The organism is Aneurinibacillus tyrosinisolvens, assembly GCF_001015055.1.
Taxonomy (GTDB): Bacteria; Bacillota; Bacilli; order Aneurinibacillales; family Aneurinibacillaceae; genus Aneurinibacillus_A; species Aneurinibacillus_A tyrosinisolvens.
This window is the reverse complement of sequence record NZ_BBWZ01000079.1, coordinates 1-10,890: the sequence shown is the minus strand read 5'-3', so window position 1 is coordinate 10,890 and position 10,890 is coordinate 1. Positions and strand designations below refer to the sequence as shown.

Sequence of the window (10,890 nt, the reverse complement as noted above, 5' to 3'; positions counted from 1 at the left end):
CCCCGGATGGGCTGGTAGAAGAACCTCCTCTGATCACAGCCACAACAATTGCAGCGACAACAATAACAGCTACAATCGCCAGGGCAATCCACCTCTTTTTATCCATAAAAAATATGTTCCTCCTGGTTTCTCTGCATATCTTGGTCCATTATACTCTTTTCCTACGTTCCGTGGAAAAAAAAGATTCATATTTATAGAATATGGAAAAATTTGTACTGGATATCAGGCGTATATGCAGTTGAGTCCGTGTAGTTCCAGTACCTATACTGGCTGTTTGTCGTGTGGGCGTTCACAAGTGGCATTCCATCTTTGTCTTTAGCAACGACGATTGTACTATGCTGCCAGTGGCCGTCTCCATCAAAATCATAGCAAATAATATCTCCTGCCGTTAATTCCTGGGGTGTTTTCTTTGGTTCGGTTTTAATATAGCCTCCCTGCTCCAGATACAAGTGCAAGGCGTTGGCGACCGTCCAGCTATAGCTCCAATTATCGCCAGAATACCACCAGCCGCTGTTTCTTTGTCCCGTATGCTTCATCGGGATGCCGCCAGCATGCAGACACTGGGAAATAAAATTTGTGCAGTCTACCTCAAATTTATGGAAGGCCGGATTGTAGTTGTTCCACCAATTTTCAGCATATTGAACCGCGCGCAAGCGATTATAGATGTATCTCATATTGGTTACCCGCTCCCTTTCAAAGATACTGTATATTTGAAACTCTGTTTCATTTGACAAAACAAAGTGTAATTAAAAATAGAAGAAACATGACTGACTCGATAGTTTTACCGCTCCATCACGTTGATTTTATCGCAATGAATGGGTAAGGAGTATATAGTTTCAAAATGATTAGGAGGTCATGATATGGCTAAAAACCTCACACAAAAAATCATCAGCAATCATCTGGTAGAAGGGGAAATGATCCCCGGTCAGGAAATAGCAATCCGCATTGATCAGACGCTCACGCAGGACGCAACCGGGACGATGGCTTATCTTCAATTCGAGGCTCTTAACATTTCTCGCGTACAAACCGAGCTTTCCGTCAGCTATGTCGATCATAACACGCTGCAGAATGGCTTTGAGAATGCAGATGACCACCGTTTCTTACAAACAATCGCCGCTAAGCACGGTATATACTTCTCCCGTCCCGGCAACGGAATTTGCCACCAGGTTCACGTTGAACGTTTTGCTAAGCCGGGAAAAACGCTGCTTGGCTCGGATTCCCATACACCGATGTCAGGCGGGATGGGGTGTCTGGCGATCGGTGCCGGGGGCCTTGATGTCGCCGTCGCGATGGCAGGCGGACCTTACTATTTAAAAATGCCGAAAGTGCTTGGCATTCATTTAACAGGGAAGCTTCAGCCGTGGGTCGCTCCAAAGGATGTAATCCTTGAAGTGTTGCGTAATTTAACGGTAAAAGGCGGCGTCGGAAAGGTTATCGAATATTATGGGGAAGGAGTCGCTTCGCTCAGCCTGACGGACCGCGCAACGATTACGAACATGGGTGCTGAGCTGGGAGCAACGACCTCGATTTTTCCAAGTGACGAGATGACGAAGCAATATTTGAAGGCCCAGGGACGGGAAGGGGATTGGACTCCGCTTGGAGCAGATGAAGGATGCGAATACGATGAGCATCTGTCGATTGACTTAAGTGAACTTGAGCCGCTTGTCGCCCGCCCGCATAGCCCGGATAATGTGGTCAAAGTGCATGAGGCCGGACCCATTCCCGTTTCCCAGGTAGCCGTCGGTTCCTGTACAAACTCATCTTTCTCTGATTTGATGACAGTAGCAACGCTGCTAAAAGGCAAGACGGTTCATCCGAATGTTTCTCTCTCCATTTCTCCGGGTTCAAAGCAGGTATTTACGATGATCGCCCAAAACGGCGCATTGGCTGACTTAATTGCGGCAGGAGGCCGGATTCTCGAATCTGCCTGCGGTCCATGTATCGGGATGGGAATGTCGCCTTCTTCCGGTTCCAATTCTGTCCGCTCCTTTAACCGTAACTTCGAAGGCCGTTCAGGAACGAAGGACGCGAACGTATACCTGGTAAGCCCGGAGACAGCTGCGGCGACGGCCCTCACCGGCAAATTAACCGATCCGCGCGATCTTGGGCTAACGTATGAAAAAGTGTCACTGCCAGAGCAATTCACACTGGACGATAACATGGTTATTGAACCGGCAAAAAATCCGGAGGAAGTAGAAATCGTACGCGGCCCTAACATCAAGCCGCTCCCGATTAACACAAAGCTGGCCGATGTTGTAAACGCAAATGTCCTGCTGAAGGTCGGCGACAACATTACAACCGACCACATTATGCCTGCCGGGGCTAAGGTGCTTCCCCTCCGTTCAAACATCCCGGCAATTTCAGAATATGTATATGCGGTAATCGATCAGGAATTCCCAAAACGCTGTAAAGAAGCCGGGAAAGGATTTATCGTCGGGGGGGCAAACTACGGGCAGGGTTCGAGCCGTGAGCACGCCGCGCTTGCGCCTATGTATCTCGGTATCAAGGCGGTTATCGTAAAATCATTCGCCCGTATTCACCGTCAGAATCTGATTAACGTGGGAATTCTGCCCCTCGTCTTTAGAGACGAGAGCGTATATGAACAAATCGCGCAGGGTGATGAATTGTTAATTGAAAATACGGTAAACCAGCTTGCAGGTGATGAAATCATTGTACGCAACGTAACAAAAGATACTGTATTTACGACCGTCCATGATTTATCTGACCGTCAGAAGGAAATTATTAAAGCGGGCGGATTGCTAAACTTTACAAAAATGAACTCCGGCGTGACCATTTAAAAACAGAATCACGAAAAAAAGAGGAAGGGCTCCATTCGGCCCTTCCTCTTTTACAATTTATATGTTAAGCGGAGCCCACTTCGGCTCTATCCAGAATGCCTTCTAATTTCAACAGGTATTCCTTAATGTCAAGTCCGCCGCCGTATCCAACAAGCGCACCGTTCGAACCGATAACACGGTGGCATGGCACAAAAATAGAAAGCGGATTCTTGTTGTTGGCACCGCCAATGGCACGCACTGCTTTTGCCGCGTTCATCGCCAGAGCGACATCTTTATAGGAACGTGTTTGTCCATACGGAATGCGCTGAAGCTGATCCCAAACAAGTTTTTGAAAAGCCGTACCGTATATATCAAGAGGGACGGAAAACTCTTGTCGAATCCCTGAGAAATATTCGTCCAGTTGGATGGTTGCTTCAATAAAATGTTCAGGTTCGTACGCTATATTTTCAGTATGAAGCCATCTCTTAGCCCAGCGGATGAGCGAAAGTGTTGTTGCGTCTCCCTTGCCGAATTCTACCCAGCAAATTCCGCGTTCTGTTGCCCCTAGCGTGATTAACCCGAGCGGGCTGTCGTACACGGTATAATAAACGATCGACTTCACCGTATCCCTCCCTTTCCATCTTCCCACCATCTTACCCCGCATTTATTAAAAAAAGCCAGAGGAATTATTCGACATTTAACGGGAAGGATAGAGCTTTTTCTATCTCATTCAGCACCGTTTTCTCTTTTTCATTTGTTTTTGCTCTTTCAAGCGCCTGCTGTGCTTCTTCCCCACCAATTTTCCCAAGCGCCCAGGCCGCTGTTCCCCGCATAGATGGGCGAACATCACGCTGCAGTACGTCAATGAGCGGTTCTACTGCCGTTTGGTCTTTAAAATGGGCGAGGGCTAGAATCGCGTTCCGCTGGATCGGCTTTTTCCCTCTCCAGGCGCCAGATGAGCGGCCAAACACTGCAGCAAATTCTTTTTTTCCTATTGTTAATAACGGCTTCAACAACGGTTTAGCAACTTCATGGTCCGGCGTGAATTCCTCCTGGTGGGTGAAGTTTATCTTACGGTTTTTCGGGCATACCTGCTGGCACGTATCACAGCCGTATAGCCGGTTGCCCACAGCTTCCCTGTATTCCTCAGGAATGTAGTCCTTAACCTGCGTAAGAAAGGCAACACACCGGTTTGAGTCCAACTGCCCTCCCTGTACAATCGCTCCTGTCGGGCAGGAATCCATGCACAGGGTACAGTCCCCGCATTCGTCTTCCACCGGGGTATCGGGAGGAAAGGGGGCGCTTGTGAGCATTTCCCCAAGATAGACCCATGAACCAAATTCAGGTGTAATTAATGAAGTATTCTTTCCAACCCACCCGAGGCCTGCACGCTCCGCAACCGCGCGGTCCGAAAGCACGCCGGTGTCCACCATGCTCTCCGTATGAATCCCTGGCAGTTTCTCATGCAGGAATCGTTCGAGTTTATCCAGCCGGGCACGGAGAACGGTATGGTAGTCCTCCCCCCATGCTGCACGCGCCATGATGCCCCGGTAGTTCCCCTTTTCGGATTTTGGCGGTGATTTCATCCGGGAAGGGTAAGCAATAGCAATAGCAATAATCGATTTTGCCTCAGGCATTGTTAATGCAGGGTCGGCACGTTTCTCGATATCCTTTTCTTCAAACCCGGATTCGTATTCCTTTTCCCTATGTCTATATAATCGCTCCTTTAACGTAAGAAACGGATCGGCCGAAGCAAACCCAATCTTGTCGATTCCAATGGAGAGAGCATACTGTGTGACTTCTTGTTTCAGGCGGTCCCAATCATGCTGTCGGTCATCGTGCTGTTGTTTTTCCATGTTCCCACCTCCCTGCTTTTAGGCGCGCCGGATTGCTCCCGTGGCGAGCTCATCGCAGCGATTGTTTAATTCGTTATCCGCGTGCCCTTTTACCTTTGTAAACTGGACCTGATGTTTTTCCATTAAAGCAAGAATCTCCTGCCATAAATCTTTGTTTTCCACCGGTTGTTTTTTGCTGTTTTTCCAGCCGTTTTTCACCCAGTTCTTATGCCAGCCCTGCTTAAAGCAATTCACAAGGTAGGCGCTATCGCTGTGCAGATTAATCCGGCACGGTTCCTTGAGCGCCTTCATGGCTTCCACAGCCGCCTTCAGCTCCATCCGGTTATTCGTTGTATTATCTTCATGTCCCGACATTTCTTTTCGGTGTTCGCCATACAGAAGAACGGCTCCCCATCCACCGGGGCCCGGGTTCCCTGAACAGGCCCCATCCGTATAAATAATGACATCCTTCATTGTTCCCCTCTTCTCTTTGAGTACTATCCCTTAGTATAACAAATCCTCGCTATGAGATAAAAATGTTTCCGTTTAGGCAGGAAAAGGATAAACTTTTGTTATATGTTGTGAAGGAGGACTTAGCTATGACCCACTATACAATTGATCCGCTAATTCAAGCAAAAATTCCCGGAATGAAGCTCGGCATTCTGCATTATGATGACGTTCGCCTTTCAGAAACGCCCGGCATGTTGAAAGGGCGCATAAATCTCTTTATGGAAAACATGCGCTACGATTACCTTGATAAAGCGGCCTCCGACGTTCCGGGCATTAAAGAATGGCGGGATGCTTTCAAGGCGGCCGGCATGGATCCGTCCCGCTATCGCCCATCATCCGAGGCCTTTGTCCGCCGCGTATTACAGAACAAACCCTTTCACTGGGTGAATACAGGGGTTGATTTAAATAACTTTCTCTCCCTTCAGTTTGCTCTTCCGGCGGGCCTGTATAATAGGGATAAACTTGAAGGAGATATTACCTTTCGATTTGGAAAACCCGGCGAAACATACGACGGGTTAAATGGCCGGGAGCTTTCGTGTGAAGGAAAACTTATTTTGGCTGACGACAAGGGGCCGTTCGGCAGCCCGTTTGTTGATTCTATCCGGAGCAGTGTAGAAGAGGACGCCGCCAACCTGCTTCACGTTTTCTTTATCCACCCGGGATTCACGCGCCGGACAGAAGAACAATTGTTATCATCGGCCGCTGAAATGTTTACGCATGTAAACGGCGGAGTGTCCCGAATTAAGGATGAGCTCTACCTCGTTATTTCATAAAGAAAAGAAGGTGCGGGGATGCACCTTCTTTTCTTACTTTTTACGCATTACAACCTGTTCAAGAAAAATAATAAGTAATACTCCCATTACGAGTCCATTTCCAAAAATATAACTTACAATCGGCGGCAGCTGACGGAACGCTTCCGCCGGGACAAACATAAGCCCAATACCGGCCAGCAAACCAAATCCAAGAATGAGAATGTTCCGCTCATCCAGCTTAACCCGGCTAAAATCCTGCAGTCCAAAGCCTAATAGCTGCGTAAAGCTTACAAACATGACAGCGTAGCCGACCGGTGACGGTAGTCCTGATAAAGCGCTGCTTACCATGGGAAGCAGCCCGAAAATCATGAGAAGAATAGACGCAATAATAAACGGTAAGCGTGACGCAATACGGGAAACCTGGATGACGCCCGCCGCTATTGAAAGCGGAACAAGACCGACAATTCCGCCTGCACCGGATAGAATATGAGCGACTCCTGTCACCATCCCCCCTCTGCGAAACTCTTTATTTCCCGGCTTTACGTTAGTAACCTGGCTGACGACCGCAATGCTCGCGATTAGATTTGTTAAAAGAATCAAACCTGTCAGCATCGAAGTGAGCACTGTGCCCAGATGAAAGATTGGCGGCCCCCAAAAAAATAAACGAGGCAGCGAGAAAAAGCCGTGCACTTCTCCTGGCGGCCGGGTCCAGCCAAGCGTGCTGTAAACAAGCCACCCAATAAGCATACAGATAAGGATCGCAAAGCTTCGAATGTATTTATACCGTGAACGGATCATAATAAAGCAAAGGAAGACGAGAGCGATTGAAATAAGCGCAACCCCGGAGTGTACTCCGCTTTCTTTTGAAAAATACCCAACGCCCAGCATGCCTTTCATGACCGAGCTGCTTAATGATACGGCAAGCAGGACAAGATAACCCCCGGTAACGAGCGGGGTAAACAGCTTTTGAACCTTTTCGATAAAACCGGTGGCTCCAAGTATGACAAGCATAATCCCGGTAATGATAAGCCCCATCTCGAGCGACTGTCCAATTTCTTTAGGTGACTGTCCGGCTACGGAGCCGAGGTTTGCAAGAATAACGAAAATCCCCCACCACATCCCCGCAGGACCTTCGGTAATGGGAAGCCGATGCCCCACCCATATCTGGAGCAAGGAAACAAAACCGATAAAGAAAAATGTTTGCTGAACGAACTGGCCGATTTGTGCGCCTGATAATCCATACATTTGCCCGATAACGAGCGGAATAACAAGCGAACTGGATAAAGTAATAAAAAACCACTGCAGGGCAGCGGTCAACGTAACCGAGAGAGGAGGCCTTTCACTAAGCTCATATAAATTTTCCGATGTTTTTGATTGTGACTCCACTATTACACCTCACCATTGTTAGTCTGTCTTTGCGCACTGAATCGCTTTTTTGAGATCAGCCCACACTTCGCGCTTTGCTTTTTCAAGCGACTCCCCGTGCTGCCGTACAACGTAAGCAGGATGCCATGTTGGAATAACCTTTATTCCATCGTATTCATATACATTTCCCCGATGTCCGGACATCGTTTTCATATCAGGAAAGAAAAATTGAAGCGCGATTTTACCGAGGGCTAACACGACAGCCGGCTTTACAATTGCAAGCTCCATCTGTAAGTACTTTCCGCACGTTGCAACCTCCTCGTGCACGGGTGCCCGGTTCTTTCCCTTCTCATCGGTTGCCCGGCATTTTACTACGTTGGTCATGTAGATTTTTTCACGTTTAATTCCTGCTTTTTCAAGAATTAGTGTCAGCAGTGAACCGCTGATTCCAACCAGGGGCAATCCCCATGCTTCTTCGTCCTCACCCGGCCCCTCACCAACAATCATAAAAGGAGTACCCGTATTCCCCGTACCGGGTACTTTTCCTTTCCCGTCCGTACAAAGCGGACAATCTGTGCAGCTATAAATCTCACGCTTCACCTGTTCCATGCGGACAATTCTTTCTACTTGCCGGAGCGCAGGCTGCACGTCCTCCGATTTATATCCGTCTTTTAGTAAACGCCGGTAAAAATCATTCATGCCATTCGATACGTCTCTCATGTATGCCCTCACCTGCCATAATATCCAGTCCCTTTACTTTACCATATTTATCTACAATTATAAAAATGCTGTACGTTTCCAAACTGCTGATTGTTTGTTTTTTTCCAAAAAAGGAGAGCAGCCCATTTGCTGCTCTCCTCATTATCAATCCCTGCTCCGGAACAAAGGACTTACCTTAAAGCAGAACGCTGCGCAAGTTAAGTTGTTCAATGGTTTCTCGCAATTTTTTTAAATCCTGCTCAAACGTTTGCTTTAACTCCTGGCGGTAAATAATAGCCGCGGGATGGTAAAGTGGGAAGATATGATACTTCTTCTCCGAAAAATAAAGTGTCCGGCTGTCTTCCCCTTCTCCCGGCTCCTGTATTGGTAAAGTCAATAATGTCCCGTGAACTTCAGATATGCTTTGTTCCCCAATTAAACGCTTTAAAGGCGTGGAACCCAGCGTAACAATGAGTGTTGGATTTACAATTTTTAATTCGTAATCAAGCCAGACGGCACATGATTTTATAGCATGCGGGGAAGGGGGCTTGTTGGATTTCGTTACTCGAACGGTTCCGTCCTTTAGCACCCGTTCTTTTTCTTTATAAGGCCGGCATCTCGTTGTATTGATAACATACATTTTATTTCGGTCAAGTCCCACAGAAGCAAGAAACCCATTGAGATTCTCCCCGGCTTTTCCCTGGAAAGGACGGCCCGTTTTCATTTCCTCCGCACCCGGACTTTCCCCGATTAGCATTACTTCCGCTTCCGTTATACCTTCGCCCGGAATCGGATTCTGGCCTTCTTCACGTTTTAATCCATCTTCACATCGAACACAGGTTAAAAACCCATCGGGTAATAACAAGGTTATCTCTCCTTCCAATACTCCGCATTTATTCACTTCACAACTGACGTTCTTACTATTCTTTCCTCAAAAAGAAAGAATATAAAAATAAAAAAACGCGCTCTCTCGTCTTATAACGAAAAACCGCGTTGCATCTGTATATTATGTATTAAAATTGGAGCGGGTGATGGGAATCGAACCCACGTATTCAGCTTGGGAAGCTGATGTTCTACCATTGAACTACACCCGCTTAATGAAAATGTACAGCGTCGAATCGGCTTCTGCGCTCGTTTTCGATCGTTGTGCTTTAGTGCACCCGCTTAATGAAATCGTGGTCGGGAAGACAGGATTTGAACCTGCGACCCCCTCGTCCCGAACGAGGTGCTCTACCAAGCTGAGCCACTTCCCGTTATGGCAACTCATAATAATGGTACCGATGGTCGGGGTCGAACCGACACTCCCGAAGGAACACGATTTTGAGTCGTGCGCGTCTGCCAATTCCGCCACATCGGCACAGTATAAAAGGCAATAACTTCATTTATAAAGGAATAACAAATGGTGCCGAGGACCGGAATCGAACCGGTACGGTAGTCACCTACCGCAGGATTTTAAGTCCTGTGCGTCTGCCAGTTCCGCCACCCCGGCCTGCATGCTGGAGGAGGCACCCGGATTTGAACCGGGGAATAAAGGTTTTGCAGACCTGTGCCTTACCACTTGGCTATGCCTCCAGATGAATCAAAGAATCTCTTGGAATAGTATATCATATATTCAGACAAAAAAGCACCCTAAAAGGGTACATACTGCAAGGAAATAGTACAGATGAACACTGATGGAGCGGACAACGAGACTCGAACTCGCGACCCCGACCTTGGCAAGGTCGTGCTCTACCAACTGAGCTATGTCCGCATCGACTCATTTACAATAAAAAGGAATGGCTGGGGTACCTGGATTCGAACCAGGGCATGACGGAGTCAAAGTCCGTTGCCTTACCGCTTGGCTATACCCCAAAAATGGGGCGATCGATGGGAATCGAACCCACGAGTGTCGGAGCCACAATCCGATGCGTTCACCACTTCGCCACGACCGCCATTGTTACAAGGTTGGCAGGGGCAGTAGGAATCGAACCCACACTGGAGGTTTTGGAGACCTCTGTTCTACCGTTAAACTATGCCCCTATAAAAAGGATGATTCTTTTGAAATTATAGTGGTGGAGGGGGACGGATTCGAACCGCCGAACCCTCAGGGAGCGGATTTACAGTCCGCCGCGTTTAGCCACTTCGCTACCCCTCCACATAGTATACCCATTTTTCGAAAATGAAAATGGTGCCGGCGAAAGGACTTGAACCCTCAACCCCCTGATTACAAGTCAGGTGCTCTACCAATTGAGCTACACCGGCATTCGACACAAAATATGCGGTTAAATAACTTGAAATGGTGGCTCGGGACGGAATCGAACCGCCGACACGAGGATTTTCAGTCCTCTGCTCTACCGACTGAGCTACCGAGCCACATATAAATGAATGGTGGAGCCGACGGGACTCCGATACGCAGGATGCGCGAGGTTCGGCATTACAACAGGACGTTGCGGTTTTAGCCAAATTTCCTCTCGGGTGAGAGGTCCGTCTACCTTACTGTTAAATAAATGGCGGAGCCGACGGGACTCGAACCCGCGACCTCCGGAGTGACAGTCCAGCGTGAACTCCAACTTCACCACGGCTCCGTAATTGGTTGCGCCCTAATGGGTACTCCCGATTCATTCTAGCGCAGAAGATAACTCGACGCAGTAAGAATGAGTATTATGGTTGCACCCTTGCGGGTACACCTGATCTAATCCGAACAAAGAAGTATCTCGACGTAGCACGGATTAACATTATGGTTGCGGGGGCAGGACTTGAACCTGCGACCTTCGGGTTATGAGCCCGACGAGCTGCCAACTGCTCCACCCCGCGACAATCATTAGTGTATAGAATATATGGTGGAGGATGACGGGATCGAACCGCCGACCCTCTGCTTGTAAGGCAGATGCTCTCCCAGCTGAGCTAATCCTCCGACGCACAGGACGTGCTAGTATCGCTAACGCAACAGGACGTTGCGGTTGTTAGCGATGC

Annotated in this window: 9 protein-coding genes, 15 tRNA genes and 1 pseudogene; 2 read left to right on the top strand and 23 right to left on the bottom strand. The window is 48.2% G+C overall.

Annotation, left to right across the window (positions count from 1 at the left end; all coding sequences use genetic code 11):
- Nucleotides 1-191: 191 nt before the first annotated feature.
- Nucleotides 192-668 (bottom strand): annotated as a pseudogene (locus MBEAL2_RS27730) (amidase domain-containing protein); the annotation flags it as partial.
- A gap of 192 nt (nucleotides 669-860) precedes the next feature.
- On the opposite strand from MBEAL2_RS27730, the gene MBEAL2_RS27725 reads away from it, so the two are divergent.
- Nucleotides 861-2,798 carry an aconitate hydratase gene (locus tag MBEAL2_RS27725; protein WP_047155424.1) on the top strand — a complete coding sequence of 646 codons (1,938 nt, stop codon included), beginning with the start codon at nucleotides 861-863 and terminating at the stop codon, nucleotides 2,796-2,798.
- A 64-nt stretch (nucleotides 2,799-2,862) separates the two neighbouring features.
- Here MBEAL2_RS27725 and MBEAL2_RS27720 read toward each other — a convergent pair whose 3' ends face one another.
- From MBEAL2_RS27720 to rnhA, 3 genes are all read right to left on the bottom strand, one after another.
- Nucleotides 2,863-3,399 (bottom strand): methylated-DNA--[protein]-cysteine S-methyltransferase, encoded by a 537-nt coding sequence (locus MBEAL2_RS27720; RefSeq protein WP_152667955.1) that lies wholly within the window; start codon nucleotides 3,397-3,399, stop codon nucleotides 2,863-2,865.
- Nucleotides 3,400-3,463: 64 nt separating this feature from the next.
- On the bottom strand, nucleotides 3,464-4,633 hold the full coding sequence (gene queG, locus MBEAL2_RS27715; protein WP_047155422.1) for a tRNA epoxyqueuosine(34) reductase QueG: 1,170 nt from the start codon (nucleotides 4,631-4,633) through the stop codon (nucleotides 3,464-3,466).
- Nucleotides 4,634-4,651: 18 nt separating this feature from the next.
- Nucleotides 4,652-5,086, bottom strand: a complete 435-nt coding sequence (gene rnhA, locus MBEAL2_RS27710) for a ribonuclease HI (RefSeq protein WP_047155421.1) — start codon at nucleotides 5,084-5,086, stop codon at nucleotides 4,652-4,654.
- A gap of 125 nt (nucleotides 5,087-5,211) precedes the next feature.
- Here rnhA and MBEAL2_RS27705 point away from each other — a divergent pair, with 125 nt between their 5' ends.
- Nucleotides 5,212-5,895, top strand: a complete 684-nt coding sequence (locus MBEAL2_RS27705; RefSeq protein WP_047155420.1) for a B3/B4 domain-containing protein — start codon at nucleotides 5,212-5,214, stop codon at nucleotides 5,893-5,895.
- A gap of 33 nt (nucleotides 5,896-5,928) precedes the next feature.
- Here the strand turns inward: MBEAL2_RS27705 and MBEAL2_RS27700 are convergent, their stop codons facing one another.
- The 19 genes from MBEAL2_RS27700 to MBEAL2_RS27615 all read right to left on the bottom strand — a co-directional run bounded on the left by MBEAL2_RS27700 (nucleotide 5,929) and on the right by MBEAL2_RS27615 (nucleotide 10,831).
- Nucleotides 5,929-7,260 (bottom strand): purine/pyrimidine permease, encoded by a 1,332-nt coding sequence (locus MBEAL2_RS27700; protein WP_052948070.1) that lies wholly within the window; start codon nucleotides 7,258-7,260, stop codon nucleotides 5,929-5,931.
- An 18-nt stretch (nucleotides 7,261-7,278) separates the two neighbouring features.
- The gene (locus tag MBEAL2_RS27695) at nucleotides 7,279-7,959 is read right to left on the bottom strand and encodes a uracil-DNA glycosylase (protein ID WP_082130236.1); all 681 of its coding nucleotides are present in this window, start codon (nucleotides 7,957-7,959) and stop codon (nucleotides 7,279-7,281) included.
- On the bottom strand, nucleotides 7,931-8,101 hold the full coding sequence (locus MBEAL2_RS32140; RefSeq protein ID WP_161798316.1) for a hypothetical protein: 171 nt from the start codon (nucleotides 8,099-8,101) through the stop codon (nucleotides 7,931-7,933). The genes MBEAL2_RS27695 and MBEAL2_RS32140 overlap by 29 nt, the downstream gene beginning before the upstream one ends.
- Before the next feature lie 33 nt (nucleotides 8,102-8,134).
- Nucleotides 8,135-8,803: a uracil-DNA glycosylase gene (locus tag MBEAL2_RS27690; protein WP_047155419.1), complete on the bottom strand. Its 669-nt coding sequence runs from the start codon at nucleotides 8,801-8,803 to the stop codon at nucleotides 8,135-8,137.
- Nucleotides 8,804-8,958: 155 nt separating this feature from the next.
- Nucleotides 8,959-9,032: transfer RNA gene (locus MBEAL2_RS27685), tRNA-Gly, on the bottom strand.
- Between the two features lie 82 nt (nucleotides 9,033-9,114).
- Nucleotides 9,115-9,191: transfer RNA gene (locus MBEAL2_RS27680), tRNA-Pro, on the bottom strand.
- 19 nt (nucleotides 9,192-9,210) lie between these two features.
- A tRNA-Leu gene (locus tag MBEAL2_RS27675) sits at nucleotides 9,211-9,295 on the bottom strand.
- A gap of 43 nt (nucleotides 9,296-9,338) precedes the next feature.
- Nucleotides 9,339-9,427: transfer RNA gene (locus tag MBEAL2_RS27670), tRNA-Leu, on the bottom strand.
- 8 nt (nucleotides 9,428-9,435) lie between these two features.
- Nucleotides 9,436-9,510 (bottom strand) — tRNA-Cys (locus tag MBEAL2_RS27665).
- 102 nt (nucleotides 9,511-9,612) lie between these two features.
- Nucleotides 9,613-9,688, bottom strand: a tRNA-Gly gene (locus tag MBEAL2_RS27660).
- Nucleotides 9,689-9,714: 26 nt separating this feature from the next.
- Nucleotides 9,715-9,789: transfer RNA gene (locus MBEAL2_RS27655), tRNA-Gln, on the bottom strand.
- A 4-nt stretch (nucleotides 9,790-9,793) separates the two neighbouring features.
- Nucleotides 9,794-9,869: transfer RNA gene (locus MBEAL2_RS27650), tRNA-His, on the bottom strand.
- A gap of 14 nt (nucleotides 9,870-9,883) precedes the next feature.
- A tRNA-Trp gene (locus tag MBEAL2_RS27645) sits at nucleotides 9,884-9,957 on the bottom strand.
- 30 nt (nucleotides 9,958-9,987) lie between these two features.
- A tRNA-Tyr gene (locus MBEAL2_RS27640) sits at nucleotides 9,988-10,072 on the bottom strand.
- A gap of 31 nt (nucleotides 10,073-10,103) precedes the next feature.
- Nucleotides 10,104-10,179 (bottom strand) — tRNA-Thr (locus MBEAL2_RS27635).
- Nucleotides 10,180-10,214: 35 nt separating this feature from the next.
- Nucleotides 10,215-10,290, bottom strand: a tRNA-Phe gene (locus MBEAL2_RS27630).
- A 135-nt stretch (nucleotides 10,291-10,425) separates the two neighbouring features.
- A tRNA-Asp gene (locus MBEAL2_RS27625) sits at nucleotides 10,426-10,502 on the bottom strand.
- A gap of 153 nt (nucleotides 10,503-10,655) precedes the next feature.
- Nucleotides 10,656-10,731: transfer RNA gene (locus MBEAL2_RS27620), tRNA-Met, on the bottom strand.
- A gap of 24 nt (nucleotides 10,732-10,755) precedes the next feature.
- Nucleotides 10,756-10,831: transfer RNA gene (locus tag MBEAL2_RS27615), tRNA-Val, on the bottom strand.
- Nucleotides 10,832-10,890 lie beyond the last annotated feature (59 nt).

Coding starts and splice junctions, on each gene's coding strand:
- MBEAL2_RS27725 (WP_047155424.1), top strand. CDS start 861: ATGGCTAAAAACCTCACACAAAAAATCATCAGCAATCATCTGGTAGAA.
- queG (WP_047155422.1), bottom strand. CDS start 4,633: ATGGAAAAACAACAGCACGATGACCGACAGCATGATTGGGACCGCCTG.
- rnhA (WP_047155421.1), bottom strand. CDS start 5,086: ATGAAGGATGTCATTATTTATACGGATGGGGCCTGTTCAGGGAACCCG.
- MBEAL2_RS27705 (WP_047155420.1), top strand. CDS start 5,212: ATGACCCACTATACAATTGATCCGCTAATTCAAGCAAAAATTCCCGGA.
- MBEAL2_RS27695 (WP_082130236.1), bottom strand. CDS start 7,959: ATGAGAGACGTATCGAATGGCATGAATGATTTTTACCGGCGTTTACTA.
- MBEAL2_RS32140 (WP_161798316.1), bottom strand. CDS start 8,101: ATGAGGAGAGCAGCAAATGGGCTGCTCTCCTTTTTTGGAAAAAAACAA.